At 64.1% G+C, this 14,691-nt stretch carries 11 protein-coding genes; 4 read left to right on the top strand and 7 right to left on the bottom strand.

The features are described 5' to 3' along the window. Positions 1-21 precede the first annotated feature (21 nt). The 3 genes from AC07XB_RS06940 to AC07XB_RS06930 all read right to left on the bottom strand — a co-directional run bounded on the left by AC07XB_RS06940 (position 22) and on the right by AC07XB_RS06930 (position 5,299). The gene (locus tag AC07XB_RS06940; RefSeq protein WP_492827420.1) at positions 22-828 is read right to left on the bottom strand and encodes a peptidylprolyl isomerase; all 807 of its coding nucleotides are present in this window, start codon (positions 826-828) and stop codon (positions 22-24) included. Positions 829-953: 125 nt separating this feature from the next. After that, entirely contained in the window at positions 954-2,774 is a 1,821-nt protein-coding gene (locus AC07XB_RS06935) for a ShlB/FhaC/HecB family hemolysin secretion/activation protein (RefSeq protein WP_492827422.1), read from the bottom strand. Continuing rightward, a complete protein-coding gene (locus tag AC07XB_RS06930) occupies positions 2,771-5,299 on the bottom strand; it encodes a filamentous hemagglutinin N-terminal domain-containing protein (RefSeq protein WP_492827424.1) in 2,529 nt (842 codons plus the stop codon). The genes AC07XB_RS06935 and AC07XB_RS06930 overlap by 4 nt, the downstream gene beginning before the upstream one ends. A 613-nt stretch (positions 5,300-5,912) precedes the next feature. Between AC07XB_RS06930 and AC07XB_RS06925 the strand changes: the two genes are divergently transcribed. Then, positions 5,913-8,219: a putative bifunctional diguanylate cyclase/phosphodiesterase gene (locus AC07XB_RS06925; RefSeq protein ID WP_492827426.1), complete on the top strand. Its 2,307-nt coding sequence runs from the start codon at positions 5,913-5,915 to the stop codon at positions 8,217-8,219. 352 nt (positions 8,220-8,571) lie between these two features. On the opposite strand, the gene AC07XB_RS06920 is transcribed toward AC07XB_RS06925, so the two are convergent. The 3 genes from AC07XB_RS06920 to AC07XB_RS06910 all read right to left on the bottom strand — a co-directional run bounded on the left by AC07XB_RS06920 (position 8,572) and on the right by AC07XB_RS06910 (position 10,249). Beyond that, a complete protein-coding gene (locus AC07XB_RS06920) occupies positions 8,572-8,856 on the bottom strand; it encodes a hypothetical protein (RefSeq protein WP_492827428.1) in 285 nt (94 codons plus the stop codon). A 25-nt stretch (positions 8,857-8,881) separates the two neighbouring features. After that, on the bottom strand, positions 8,882-9,205 hold the full coding sequence (locus AC07XB_RS06915) for a hypothetical protein (RefSeq protein WP_492827430.1): 324 nt from the start codon (positions 9,203-9,205) through the stop codon (positions 8,882-8,884). A gap of 168 nt (positions 9,206-9,373) precedes the next feature. Next, the gene (locus AC07XB_RS06910; protein ID WP_492827432.1) at positions 9,374-10,249 is read right to left on the bottom strand and encodes a DUF6348 family protein; all 876 of its coding nucleotides are present in this window, start codon (positions 10,247-10,249) and stop codon (positions 9,374-9,376) included. Positions 10,250-10,463: 214 nt separating this feature from the next. On the opposite strand from AC07XB_RS06910, the gene AC07XB_RS06905 reads away from it, so the two are divergent. After that, entirely contained in the window at positions 10,464-11,552 is a 1,089-nt protein-coding gene (locus tag AC07XB_RS06905; protein WP_492827434.1) for a helix-turn-helix transcriptional regulator, read from the top strand. 8 nt (positions 11,553-11,560) lie between these two features. Here the strand turns inward: AC07XB_RS06905 and AC07XB_RS06900 are convergent, their stop codons facing one another. Then, positions 11,561-12,322, bottom strand: a complete 762-nt coding sequence (locus tag AC07XB_RS06900) for a hypothetical protein (RefSeq protein WP_492827436.1) — start codon at positions 12,320-12,322, stop codon at positions 11,561-11,563. A 226-nt stretch (positions 12,323-12,548) separates the two neighbouring features. Here AC07XB_RS06900 and AC07XB_RS06895 point away from each other — a divergent pair, with 226 nt between their 5' ends. Both AC07XB_RS06895 and AC07XB_RS06890 read left to right on the top strand, forming a co-directional pair. After that, on the top strand, positions 12,549-13,055 hold the full coding sequence (locus AC07XB_RS06895) for an SMI1/KNR4 family protein (RefSeq protein WP_416050090.1): 507 nt from the start codon (positions 12,549-12,551) through the stop codon (positions 13,053-13,055). Between the two features lie 57 nt (positions 13,056-13,112). Then, the gene (locus AC07XB_RS06890; RefSeq protein ID WP_492827438.1) at positions 13,113-14,690 is read left to right on the top strand and encodes an AI-2E family transporter; all 1,578 of its coding nucleotides are present in this window, start codon (positions 13,113-13,115) and stop codon (positions 14,688-14,690) included. Position 14,691: the final 1 nt, after the last annotated feature.

Here is a 14,691-nt window from a genome sequence, read left to right as displayed (position 1 = left end):
GGGCGGCCTTTGCGTGCCGCCTTACTGCGTGATCTTTGCCTTGCCCAGCAACTGCGTGACCAGCGTGGTCGTGGCCCGCTCAAGTTCCTGCGCCTGCAACGCTTGCTGGATGCCGGGCTTGACGGTGTCATAGGCCGGGACACGGGTTGCGCGCACTTCGTCGACCTTGACCAGGAAGCGGCGGTTGTTCCAGGCCACGGGGGTGGCGCTCACCGCGCCAGCGGGCAGGGTGGACAGCGCCTGCGCAAGCGGCAAGGGCAGGTTCTGGGTCTGGCCTTCCTGCGCCGGCACCTTGAAGCTGAGCCAGTCCATCGCGCCACCACTGGCCTTGGACGGCGCGAGGCTCACCTGCTGCGCCACCTTGGCGAAGTCCTCGCCGGCCTGGATGCGCGCGAGCGCGGCGGCGGCCGCGGCATCATCGGCGAGCTCGATCAGGCGGCCCTTGTATTCCTTGTCGCCCAGGCTTGCCACGATGGCGTTGTAGCGCGAGCGCACCTGCTCCTCGGTGACCGGCGCGGGCTTGATATGGTCCTTGAGCCAGGCCTGGGTCAGGATGGCGTCCTTCGCCTCGCGCAGGGCCTGCTGCACATCGGGCCGCGCTTCCAGCCCCTTGGCCTTGGCCGCCTCCTGGCGGAACAGCTCGCGCGCGATCAGCTGCTGCTTGATGGCGTTGCGCGTTGCGTCGTTGTCGGGGAGTTGTGCCTGCTGCATGGCACGGGTGATCTGGTCATCGGGGATGGCCACGCCGTTGACCGAAGCGGCAAGGACAGGTTGCAGGCTGAAGGCCAATGCGGTGGTGGCGATAAGGCGAAAGATCTGGGATTGCATGTTGGTTTCCTTTGACATCGGGTATCAGGTATCGGGTATCGGAGTTCTGCGTTCTGCGTTCTGTGTTCTGCGTTCTGCGTTCTGCGTTCTGACGGGCCGCTTCAAGCCCAGCACATCGGCACAGCTCAATAGGTCCAGTTGAGCGTGGCCAAAAAAAGCGGCGCCTTTGTGCCCAGGTAGCTGGGCTGCGCGAGCGGCACGCCAACCAGCAGCTCACTGGTGAATGTTTGCTTGGCCCACTGGGCCGAGAGACGGATGCCGGCGCCGGTGCCAGCCACCGATTGCCAGTCACGGGTTGCGACCGATTGGGTCTGGCCGCCGTCCAGGAACAGGTACGGCTCCATGCGGATGCCGGCCAGCGCCGGCGCGTTGGCCCACACCATCTCGTTGCGCAGATACGCGCCACGGTCACCAGCGATGGCGCCTTCGCGGAAGCCGCGCACGGTGCTGACGCCGCCCGCGTAGATCTGCTCGGAGCCGAACAGCGCCACGTTGGCCCACTGCGCGACGAGCTGCGCACGCCAGGCCAGCAGGGCGTCGAATGCCCGCGGCAACGGCAGTTGCAGGCTCGCATTGGCATCGAGCTTGGTGAACTGCGCATGCGCTTCGTCAGAGCGGATGTCGGCGGGGTCGCGGGTGGCATTGATCAGCCGCAACCCGCGCGAGACGCCCGCCTCGGCCGTGGCATAGCCCTGCTGGTCGTTGGCGGCAAAGCGCCGCAATCCGCTCCAGGCCGCGCGCAGCACGGTGAGCCGCTGGGGATCCAGCTCCAGGTTGTTGATCTCGCGCTCGCTCTTGCGATAGGTGAGGGTCAGGTCGAAAGCCTGCCGCCCGCTCCGGTCGCGGGTAAGGACCCGGTTCCAGCCCAGCGTGTGGCCAAAGGTGCGGCCGTACAGCAGCGCGGTATCGCCAATGGCGGTCTGGTACTCGGATATCGAGCCGGTATAGCTGAAGGTGTTGTAGCCGAACGGCGCCGCCGCCGAGAGCACGGCCGCATTGGTATCGCGCGTGCCCACATAGCTGGCGGAGACCGCCTCCTGCAAGCCCAGTGCGTTGTCGGCATCGATGCCCAACCGCGTGCGCGAGATGCCCGTGGTCCGGCTGCCATAGTTGTCGACGCCGGCATTGAAGCGAAAACGGTCACCGGGCTGGTTAGCCAGCGCCACCACCGAGCTGCCCGGCGTCTGCCCCGGCAGTATCTGCAGCTCGGCCCGGTTGCGGCGCAGGCGGTTGACCTGGTCAACCCCTTGCTCCAGATCCTGCAGGCGCAAGGTGTCGCCCGGCGCGGGGAATTGCCAGCCCGTGCCAGCGTCTGTCAGCAGCCCGCCGCCTACGGTATCGAGCCATCCGCTATCTTTGCCATCGACGCTACCATCGCCGCCGCGCAGGCGGATGGCGCGCCCGTTGAGGCGGATCGATTCGACCGTGCCCGGCACAACCGTGACCATCAGCACGCCGGAGGCAAGATTCTGCTCGCCCAGATAAGCACGCGTGGTGATAAACCCCCGCGCCACAAAGGCTTCGGTAAAGCGCCGCAGCAACAGGTTGATGCGATTGGTCCCCAACGACTTGCCAACGAAGGGGGCCGTGATGGCGCTGATCTCGGCATCCGACAGCACGGTATTGCCGATCACCTGGATACGTTGGATCTCGAACGTGGCCGATGTCTCGGGCACCGCCTCGATGGGTGTGTCGGGTGGCAGAACCTGCTGGCTCTCGATCCGGGCCGGTGGCTGGGTGGCCTCACGCTCCAGGTCGCGCTGGCGCTGCTCGCGCAACAGGCGCTGTGCCGGATCTTCCGGTGTGAGTTGGGGCAATGGCGCCGCCGATGGCAACGGCATTGGCGGTACCTGAGCCTGCACGGAACCGGCAGACAGGATCGCCAGGGCCAACAAGGACAGCCGGAGCCGGAGCCGGAATCGGAGTGGGGTAGCGCGCCGCATCATTGCCACACCCAGGAAGTGAAACCGAGATGGTTCTCGACGGTGACGGGAACGCGCTGGCGCGGCCGCTTCACCATGGTGGTGCCCGCAATGGCCACGTCACCCTCGAAACTGCCCCCATCCGCTACGGTGTCGCCGCTGATGCGCGTGCGGCCCGCCGCCATCCAGCTGCCGCCGATGTCCGTGGCGTAGAGCCTGGCCCAGGTGTCGCCAAAGAAGGCCTTGAAGCCCCGGTCGCGCGCGATCGCCGAGTAGCCGGTCACACCAGCGGCGTAGGTCAGCGGCGCATTGACCGTCAAGTCACCCAGCGCCAGCACGCGCCCACCTACGTTCGCGGCCAGCTTGCCCGCCTGAATGTCGATATGGCCACCGGCGGACAACAGGCCACCCGTCACGGTGGTGGTCGATGACGCCGAGGTGCGGCAGATGATCATGCAGCTGCGGGAATAATGCGCGGCGCCGCTGGTGATCCCTTCGGTGCGGAACGTGTCAGCCGCGCGCACCTTGATGTCGCCGTTGTTGGCATAGATTTCCCCGCCGGTGTTGATGACGTTGCGCCCGGTGAGCGTGGTGCCCTTGTCCGAGAGCAGATAGGCAATCTGCGCCGGCCGGTCAACCTGGCCATAGTCCACGTCAAAGCGCGCGCTGGTCTTGGTCAGCACCAGCCAGCGCTGGCCGCTGCCGGTCTGGTAGCTTGGCTGCTCGCCATTGGCACCGGCCTGCTTGGTGATCTCGTTGCGCAGGTCGCCGCCGGCCGTCACGGCAAGGTAGCCGTTCGACAGCATGCGGCCATAGCGGTTGATGACATCGCCCCCGGCCCGGACCGTGACATCGTCGCCCGCACCGAAGAAGATCCCAAGATAGTCCGGGGTGGAGGTATTGAGCACGGTGCCGCCCGTCAGCACGGTCACGGCGCCGGCGGACTGCGCTTGCCCCACGATGCGCGATTGCCCCTGGATCAGCGCGCCCTGGCTGGTCAGCTCGCGGTCGGACTGCAGCAGCACGCCACCCTGCGTGGCCACCAGCGTCGATTGCGCGGCGGCCGAGTCAAGCAGCACCGACCCCGCATGCAGCCGCACATCGGTCGCGGCCAGCACGCTGCTGTCACGCTGGACATAGCTGCCGGTGGCATCGATGGCCACGGCGGCGCCGGAGGCGCGTATGGCGGTGCCCTGCAACGCAAGATCGCGCACCTGGATACCAGTGCCGGCGACGCCGTCGACATCGGTACCGGACAGCGCCGCCGTATCTGCCTGGATGCTCAGCGAGCCATTGCGCGAAGTCAGTGCCGTGCGCGTGTCAGCCTGCGTGGTCTGGAGCCGCGATGTCGCAATGACGAGGTTGCCCGCGGCCGAGGCCTGCGTGCCGGCAAGCGCAATGCCCGCGCCAGCGTCCAGAAGCCCGATACCGCCGCTGGCGCTCAGCACCGAGCCGGTCAGCCTGATGGGTTCGCTGTGTGCCTGGCCTGCCGCGCCCATCACCAGATCCCCCGTTGCGTGGGTGCCGGCTGCCAGCGTGGTGGCATGCAGGTCAATGCGGTCGGAGGTGACTTGCAGATGCCGGCCGGCATCCAGGTTGCCTGTGCCAAGCATGCCGCCAGTGCCAATCACCACATCCTGCAGCGCTTGGATCTTGCCGGAGGCGAGTTGCAGATCACCGGTGCCGGAGACCGCGAAATCGCCGGCGATGGCGTAGGCGCTGCCGGCGTGCCGTACGCCCGCGCCCTGATCGGTAACGAGCAGCTCAATACGGCCGGAGACGAGGCTGCCCGCGCCGGTGATGTCCACTGCAATGCCCTTGCCGCGGATGTCCTCGGGCGCCGTGTACTTGATCCAGTCAGTCCGGTTATCAGTGGCCGAAGGCCCTGTATTGACCTCCGCCTCGCTGGTTCCCGCGATCAACCGCAGATTGGCGGTGGGGTTGCTGTAACGGTTCTCGATCCTGCCGCCTATGCGAATCTGCTTGGCAATCAACTCAAGCTGGAGCAGTTCACCGGACAGCCCTTCCGGGCCGATCTCAAGCAAGCCCCGACTGGTCTTGATGGTGATGTTGCTTTGTGCGGCCACATTGTTGAGCGTCGTCAGGTCGACCTGCCCGGTGGTCAACGCCAGCTTGCCGATGTTGTGCACCGTCATGCCATTTACGGTGATCCCGTTGGGATTGGCCACAATGACATTGGCGCGGTCTCCCAGCACATTCAACGGCCCTTCGAGCAGCGACGGATTGGTACTCGTGACCTGATTCAGGATGGTGCGGGCGAGCACCGCGCGGTTATCGAGATCGACGCCGGCGCGCGGGACGTTGAAGTCCCGGTAGGTGTTGGTGGAAACGCCGCCAACCGCATTGGTGATGTCAACGGTGATGCGGCCATTGGCCCCCACCGTGACCGTGGGCGCGCTGTTGCCGCCATCGGGCACCACGCCTGCGGCAAGGCAAGTGCCGGTGAGCAGGAGCGCCCCCCAGGCCAGAGCGGAAAGCCGCAGGCCGTGCGCCGCCATTGCGGTGACCGTCGTCTTTTGCTGCTCCATCCCAGTCTCGCCACGCCGCACAGGACCTCTCCCATTCTCAAAGTGCGCGCGAACGAAATTGGATAAGACGATGCGTAAGGCGATTCCCATGCTCAACAAGGAAACGCCGCCACGATGCTGCCGATTCTGTCGCGCTGAATTTTGACGCGACATTAGCAGAGTGCCATCGTAAAAAATTTGGGAAATTTCCCAATCTTCCGGCGTTTATTCGCTTCCGATGGCTCGGCGAACGCATCAGTCAAAGGATTTAACAAAAATTCAACAATTGTGTCCGCAACAACGGCCATGCTTTAATCAGGTGTTAGTGAAACTGAACTCATGGTCTCAACCGCGCTTTCCGCAGGGGCAGTGATCGCTCCTGAAGAGGCAAAAGGAAGAAGGGCAGTTGTTTATAACGGCGCCCCGACCGCGAGGCATCACCCTACGTAGGGAGGGCGGAGCGCTGGGGGGGGGCCGATGACGAGAGGGATGCGGGCAAAGGAAGACAGCTCGCGTATTGAGGCTAGCGGCAGCCGATGACAACGACTTCACCGAGGCAGCAGTTTTGGTCGCAAGAACGCGCCAATGTTCGTAGAATGTTGCCACCCGCTAGGCTCAAACAGGGAGCGCAGCCATGAAAGAAAGCCCGGTGCCAGCCGATTCCGGCGATGCCGCATCGCTCCCAACCAGTCGCCCTCCTTCCGACCTGGCCGACGAGATGCTGGCATTCGAGCAAACGGTACTGCGGCTGATCACGCGCAACATGCCGCTTCCGGCGCTGCTCGCCGAGGTATGCCGCCGCGCCGAGGCGATGCTTGGCGAAGGGCCGTCATGTTCCATCCTCCTGCTCGATGGCGATGGCACGCACGCGAAATTCGGCGCGGCGCCCTCGTTGCCCGACGCGTTCAGCGCGGCGATTGACGGGCTCCAGATCGGCCCCGGTGCCGGCTCATGTGGCACGGCCATGTTCGAGCGGCGCATGGTGGTGGTGGAGGATATCGCGACAGATCCCTTGTGGGACGATTATCGGCAGCTTGCGTTGCCGATCGGGCTGCGCGCCTGCTGGTCGATTCCGTTCCTGGACGATGCGGGGAAAGTGCTCGGGGCGTTTGCGGTCTACTATCGCGTCCCGCGGCGGCCGACCGCCAAGGAAGAGACGATCCTGCGCAACATCGGGCAGAGCGTGGGCCTCGCCGTGCATCAGGATGCGATTGCGCAACGGCTTGCGCAGAGCGAAGAACATCATCGCTTCGTTGTCGATCTCCTGAGCGAAGGCATCCTCGTGCTAACGCCAAGCGGTATCGTGTTGGCATGCAACCCAAGTGCGCAGCGCATGCTACGCTCGGCGACGTCGCTGGTTGGCAGCAATATCTACGGCAACGTGGCGCGGTCGTTTCATGACGACGGATCGCCGATCGCGTTCTCGGATCGGCCAACGTCCCGCGCGATAGCGACGGGGAAACCGGTTCTTGGCGAGGTGATCGGGCACGAACTGACCAATGGCGAGATCATCTGGATCAGCGAGAATGTGGTCCCGATCATCAAGCCCGGCGAGACGGCACCGGGTTCCCTGCTGGTCTCCTTTGTGGATATCGGGCCGGTACGCGACGCCACCCAGCGCTTGAAGTATCTCGCGACGCGAGACTCCCTGACGGGACTATTCAATCGCAGTTATCTTGCCGACCGGATGACCGAAATACTCGCGCCCGGCGACAACGACGGACAAGACCCGCTGCGCGTTGCCATCGTCTACGTCGACCTGGACGGCTTCAAGCTGGTCAACGACTCGGCCGGGCATGAAACCGGCGACGCCCTGTTGCGCAGCGTCGCCCAGCGGCTGAGCGGATGTGTACGAGAGGACGACACGCTCGCACGCGTGGGCGGCGATGAATTTGTGATCGTGATACGCGGCTATCGCAGCACCGAAGAGATCGCCGCGCTGTCCGCGCAGCTTCTCGAGTCCATTGCACTGCCGTTCACGGTCGGCGAGAACGCCTATTTTATTGGCGCTTCGGTTGGCATCAGCCTGTTTCCAGAAGACGGCCGTGACGCCGCAACGCTGCTGCGCAATGCGGATTCCGCCATGTACTACGCCAAGCAACTGGGGCGCAACAGCTTCCAGTTCTTTACGGCGTCGCTTAACTTACGCATGCAGCGCCGCTTTGCCGTGGAGCAATCCTTGCGGCGCGCGCTGACCGCGGGCGAGCTCAGTGTCGTCTACCAGCCCATCGTGGAAAGCCAGAGCGCAAGCGCGGTTGGCGCGGAAGCCCTCCTGCGATGGCACAGCGCCGAACTCGGTCACGTCTCGCCGGAGGAGTTCATTCCGGTCGCGGAAGAGACAGGCATGATTGTAGCCATCGGCCAGTGGGTGCTGGAGCGGGCATGCGCGCAAGCAGCAGAATGGCGACGCACCATCGCACCGGATCTTTCAATGGCGGTGAACCTGTCCCCGCGCCAGATCAACGCAGGGTTGGCGCAGATGGTCCAGGGCTGCCTCACGCGCGCGGGGCTCGATCCCAGTGCGCTGGAGTTGGAAATCACCGAGGGGCTCTTGATGATGGATAGCGAAACGGTGATGCCGGCGCTGACATCGCTGACCCGTACCGGCGTGAGGATTTCCGTCGACGACTTCGGCACGGGATACTCGTCGCTATCCTATCTGAAGCGCTTCCCGCTTCATAACCTCAAGATCGATCGATCATTCGTCGCCGGGCTGCCAGACAATCGCGACTCCACCGCGATTACCCACGCTGTCGTCGCGATGGCGCACTCGCTCGGCATGAGCGTCACGGCTGAGGGCGTGGAAACCCCGGAACAGGCGGCCTATCTGCGCTCCCTCGGCTGCGAGAGACAACAGGGCTTTCTATTCTGCCGGCCCGTGGAGCCTGTGGAATTTGTACGCCGGCTAGGCGAGCTTGGCTCGGCGGTGGACGCAAAATAGGGCAAATCCGGCGCTACCGTAACGCCCCCCTCCCATTTCATGGGAGAGGGGAGCAAACCAGCGTATTGCTGCTGGCCACTCGCACCCGCATGCCGTACTCACACAAAGTCCGAAGCTCCAAACTTTCTAACGGATCAATACACCTTTTCGTGTGGGCCGATGCATCGCGGGGCTAAATCCAGCACCGCCGTGGCTCCCCTCTCCCGCATGGCGGGAGAGGGGTTGGGGGAGAGGGCGGGCCTGCGCAAAAGCGAGGCGCATCACGTTGAGCGTGCGCCCGCCCTCTCCCCCGGCCCCTCTCCCATTTCATGGGAGAGGGGAGCAAAACAGCGTATTGCTTCCAGCAACCGCGTTACTCAAGATCCTCCACAAACACCTTTCCGTATGCGGCGGCGGCGGCAACAATGAAGCCAAGCACTTCAGCGCTCAGGCCATTGATTCCCGTGAAGCTGCAAAAGTAGAATCCATAGGGCTCCACACTGGCGATGGCATCGGGCATTTGGCCCGAATTCCCCGGCGACCGGAAATCAAAACCGGAGGAACCCTTCTGGCCTGCCCCGCCGCCCGCGCGGCCGAGAATTTTCTCGGCGATGCCTTCTGACGGCAGGTCAGCGACGATCTTGTATTCAATACCCATTCTGACGTCTCGGTAAATGCTGGCGCTACCAGAAGCGGAGCGCCCCGCCCAGCATGAAGAAGATCAAGATCAGCCCGTACTCCCCGAGGAGCAGCGGCGCGATCGTCAGCAAGCCCTGGAGGACCACCGCCACCTTCCAGCGCCTGGACAAGCCATAGCGCCACCAGTACAGCGCATGCAGGATCATGGTCAGGCCGTTGGCCACCCAGACCACGCCAAGGGCCATGATGTAGTTCTGCTGTGCGATCCGCAACACCAGGAGCAGCACACCTACCATCAAGATCAGCAGCGATCCGACGCCAAGCAGAGCACGGCCCGTGGTGACCGGGTCGGACGTAGATCGTGGCATTGCATTTCCTTTGTCGGCGTTACGCACGCCATCCAGTGTTTTCAAGGTCAGCGTGTTTGTGTCCGCCGTTCCTAACCAAGCCAGCTGCGCTGGGACCGGCCACAGCGCTGGCAAAGGCGCGGGCGCAGTAGCGGTGGGCAGCGGCCACCCTATCGCCCTATCGCTCTTTCAGTCCAGGCTGCGCACCACCACAAGCTGCTTGCGGAATTCGAATCCCATCTCCGGCCAAGTCTTCACGTAGTCCATCAAAGCCAGCTGGCCGGCCGGATAGTCTTCGCCGTTGAGACGGCAGTCGGCCTGGATCTCGCCCTCGGCATCGCGCGCGGCGTACAGGCGGATGGCGGCGAACTCGGATGCCTCAAGCAAGGGACGAAAGGCGTCAATCGAGTTCGTCAGCAGGCAGCATGGGCAGAAGTCGTGCGCATTGCTCTCACTCTCACTCTCGCTCTCGCTCTCGCTCTCGCTATCCTGCTCGCTCGCCTCGCGGGCGGCGGCCGGGCATGACGGCTGCGCATGCGGCTTCGCCATGTAATGCGAGGCTGGGCCAAACACCACGCGGCGACGCAACGCCCGGTGGCCCGCCTCGCCAGGGAACTCCATCGTCATCGACATGCACTCGGTGACTTCGGCGCGGGTGCCCTCGCGCAGCGCCACGGCGTCGGTCCTGGCCCATTGCGTAAAGCCATTGCGCATGGCAGTTGCCGCGTCGTTATCGCTGGCCGCATGCTGGAACTCGAAGCACCCATCGGGTACGAGCCGTTCATGGCAGACCTGGATGGTAGTCGATGACTGCCCCATGCCGTTCTCGTGCAGATGCCATCTCACCAACCGCGGAAGCAGCCACAGGCCCTCGGCGGTCTGCAGCCAGGCTCCATGACGGGACACCGGCTGGCTCTCGGCCATCAGCACGTCCTGGAGCAAGCTCGTCAGGTCGATGTTCTCCGCCCGGCTTTCGTCGTTGCGGGTAGAGGCAATGGAGAACACAGAGGTCGTGCCGGGATTGCCCGGGTGGATCCGTGGCGTGTAGTTGGATTCCGATGTCATCTGAATACTGTGCTGCTTGGTAATAGGCTTTGGGATCGATCCGCGCCGAGTTTACAGGTTTATGCCGTAGCCGGCATAGGCTGGGCTCGATCAGCGTGCGGACGTACGGCTGGACAACGCTTGTCCGGTCCGAATACGATACCGGCGATAACAAAACTCATGCCTCACCCAAATGCCGACTCCCGCCGAAGTACAACGCGCCGTCCTGGACATCATGGCTTCGCAGCGTCGCGATGCATGGAAGTCTCCCGAACTCAAGCACGCAGTCATGGCAAAGCTGGGGATGTCAGGGGACCAGGAAAAGGACGTTCGCCGTGCCTTCGCCGCACTGGAAGAACAGAACTACCTGGCGGGTGAAGGCAATGGTTCCGCAAGACAGTGGAGACTGCTGGCAAACGGGCCGGCAGCTGCCGTCCGGCCATCAATCGATCTTTCGCTGGCGCTGCTCAAGCTGCGTCAGCTTGCGCGACACCACCTTCCCAACAGTGTCATCGGCGACCTCGAAGGATACTTTGAAGGTGCTGCGCGCGTGCTCCGCGCGAACCCCATCGACAGCCGCTCGGAAAGCGCGCTGGCGTGGATGGGCAAGACCGCGCGCCTGGACGCCGGCTACCCCTTGATCCCGCCAACAGTCGACGAACAGATCTTCGAGACCATCTGGGCGGCGCTGTACCTGGACCAGACGCTATTCGTGCGCTACCAGGTGGCGGCCAGGGAGATCACGCAGCCCAAGGAATACGAGGTGCTGCCCTATGGCATCGTCGAGAAAGGCTCATTCTGGTACCTGGTGGTCAAGCACCGGCGCTCCAGCGGCAAGCAGGGCTCGCCATGGTTGATGCGGCTCGACCGCATGCTTGCGGTGGAGAACCGCGGCTTCGTGCTCAAGCGCGAGCACGGGTTCGACCTGCAGGCCTTCATCAAGGAGGAGAAGGCGCTGGAGTGGTTCGCCAGCACGCCCGAGCCACTCGTTCTGCGCGTACGCGAGCGTGGGTCCGTCCCAAGCCAGTTCCGATCCGTGCGGCTCTCCGACGATCAGTGCATCACCGAGGAGGAGGGCGGCTTTGTCCTGACCGCCACCGTTGCGCCGTCGATCGCGCTGAACAACCTGCTGCTGGAGCGCTCGCCGTTTGTGGAGGTCATTGCCCCGGCAAGTGTCCGGCGCGAGATCGGCAAGCTCCTCAAGGAAGCGGCTTCCCTGTACGCCGACGACGGCTGCAACGATGGCGATAGCGATAGCGATGACGATGACAACACCGCCGGGCCAGCGTCCACGCAGCCATCGTCCTTGGGGTCGGTCACGTAAGGGAAGCCCTAGCGCATCAGATCCGGCCAGGGAAACGCAACCACCAGATCCGCGCTCGCCTTTTCGAAAGGGCGCGCGGAGTACATCAAGCGCCGGGCGATGACCCCGGTGCGCTGGCGCAGCGCGGCAATGGCCGCGCTCGGGCCCGCAATGGAGACCCAGGAGGGCGCCGCATATCCTCCGCCGATCAGGGCGACCAGATCCTCTTCGATCTTGCCGGCCAGGCGCTCGGGCGCGGGGTCGGTTTGCTGCAGCAGCAAGCAGGTGGTATCCAGCGATGCCAGCTCCCGCAGCCACCTGAGCGGCTCGCTGCCCGCCGCCAGCAGCGCGGCCGGATCCAGCGTCGAGCGCAAGAGAATGCCCAGCGCACTCGCCAGGCTGCGCGAGCCAGCGAGGATCCAGCTGCCCGCACGTACGGCCGGCAGCTGGCTGGCAGCACCGAGCACAAGCGCAATCTCGAGGCTGCCCGTGTTGCGCGCCTTCCTCATCGCCTGCACCGGCCCCATGGCATTCCACATCGCGCCCCCGTTAGCGCCGGTCAGGCGCGCAGCGTCAACCAGGTGGACAACCACGTCGGCGCGCGCGCCGGCATGCCCGGCCTGCATCCATTCCAGGGCACCCGCAAACGTCGGGCAATCCATGATCACGCCCTGCACCTCCTCCGCCGAGAAACCCCACCGCTGAATCGCAACCCGCAGCGGCTTGATCGGGGTCAGCACGTCGTGGCCGATGGTCACGATGGTCATGTCGAGGGGGTCGTTCTGATGCATTTGCAGGCTCCTGTGTATCGGTAGCCGCAAGTCTGCTGCCCGCACCGGACAATTCGCTGTCCGGTATCGCGTCCAATATTCACCCCTGTCATGCGGTTGAATGCCATGCAACCTCAATCGGCTGCCCAAGAAAAAAGATCCAGGATTTCCCTAAAGTTATCCGAGGAATGGCCGATCTGGAATTGGCGAACGCATCACACGGCAACGCGCATCACTGGAATCCAAGATGAACACGCAATGGCAACGCCTGATAGCCCGGCTGACAGCACACCACCCGGACCGTCTGGCAGGACTCAACCCACCCGCGTCGGCCGAACGGGTGGCAGACCTTGAGCGCGAGCTCGGCGTGTCCCTGCCCGATGACTACGTGCAATGCCTGCTGGTGCACGACGGCCAGGATCGCCACGCCGAATGGCTCTTCGACGGTACCGAATTCCTATCCACCGCGCGCGTGCTGCGTGAATGGAAGGTGTGGCACGCACTCTGGGCCAGCGGCGAGTTCGCGCAAATGACCGCAAGGCCGGATCCCGGGGTGAAGCCACTGTGGTGGTCGCCAAAATGGATCCCCTTCACCTACAACGGCGCCGGCGATCACCTCTGCCTGGACCTGGACCCGGATACCGGCGGCCAGTACGGCCAGGTCATCGCCCTGTGGCACGACGCCCCCAAGAGAGAGCGCATTGCGGACAGCTTCGGGCAATGGTTCTCGCAATTCACCGAGCGCCAGCGCTAAACAAGCGAACAACAGCCAAATCCAACCAAGCCCAACCAAGAGAAGCAAGAGCAAGCAATGAGAGAATCCGCAACGCAGCTGCGTGAGCAACGGCTTCAAACCCTATTCGACGATTGCCAGCAGCATGTGCTTGCCCAGATCATCGGCCCCTTTGGCTTGTCCACGGCGATGTTCCAGGACAAGACCGGCGGCAACGTCACCACCGCCCACAACTTCGCCCAAGGCACCACCGCAACGGACGACGACCAGGCGCGATACGCGCGCTTCCGGCAAAGCGCCGACGAGTTCGACCGCGCCAGCTACGCGGCAAGCACCACCGACTGGCAACGCAAGCGCGACAGCGCAGCGCAAAGCGGCATCGATGGCTACACCGGCAAGCCGCTCAGTGAAGACTTCGACCTGGACCATGTCGTTCCGCTCAAGGCCGTTGCCACCGATCCCCGCGCGCACCTTGCGCTTGGCGAAGTCAAGGACGGCACTGCCAGCGTCGACAAGATCAAGACGCTGCTGAACGACGACGCCAACCTTGTCGGCACCGACGCCAGCCTGAACCGATCGAAGAGCGACAAGGATGCCCAGGAATGGGCCCGTGCCAATAAAGCCGGCCAGGACGATAAAACCAACGCCGAGCACTACGAGGTGGATCCCAAGCGCATGGACGAGGCCTACCGCACGGCCTCCGACAAGATCAACGCCACCATCGACACCAGCCTGCTCAAGAAGCAAACGGGCGAGCTCCTGACCACAGGCCTGGACCAAGCCGCGCGCATGGCCGTGCGCCAGGCGCTAGGGCTGCTGCTCACCGAACTGGTCAACGGCCTGTTCAATGAGTTCAAGGTCCTGATCAAACGGGGCGTGGAGGCAGGAAAAACGCTCTTCCAGGACATTCGCGAGCGCCTTGGCCGCGTCATCCAGGCCGTGGCGGCAAAGCTGCCAGATGCCATGGGGCAACTGCTTGGCGGCGGCGTCAGCGGCTTCATGAGCAATCTGCTCACGTTCCTGATCAACTCGTTTATCACCACGGCCAAACGCATCGTCACCGCCTTGCGCGAGGTACTGCTCGGCCTCTATCGCGCGTTCAAGCTCATCGCCATGCGGCCCGCACACATGACGCCGCGCGAGGCCATGCAGGCCGCGCTGAAGATCCTTGCCACCGTCGTCGCCACCACCGTGGGCGTGCTGCTTGAAGAGAGCGTGGCAGCCTTCATGCTCACCATTCCCTTCCTCAAGCCATTTGCCGATGTGGTGTCCCCCGTGCTGGTGGGCATTGTCAGTGGCCTGCTGTCCGCCTACCTCGCCTATCAGATCGACAGCGCGTTTGACCGGCAGGCACGCGACGAGAAACTGCTGGACGAACTGATGGCCGACGCACAACGCCGCGCCGGGTTCGCGGAAGAACTGCGCGCCCTGTGTGACGCCTCCCTACGCAATGTCGAACAGTACGCCCAAGCCATGCAGGGCTACGCCGATATCGGCGCGGCCTATGGCCAGGCAGGACAGACAAGCGCGCTCACCCTCGCCAGCCTGGAGCACACCAATGCCCAGACGCGCGAGCAGGTTCGCCGCAGCCACGAAGGCGTTGCCAGCATCGAACACCGTCAACAGCAAATCGACGCATTCCTGAACCATCTCTAAC

It is taken from the genome of Cupriavidus sp. GW821-FHT02F09 (assembly GCF_059421605.1).
The sequence above is the reverse complement of the archived record's forward strand: the minus strand, read 5'-3'. Positions and strand labels throughout refer to the sequence as shown.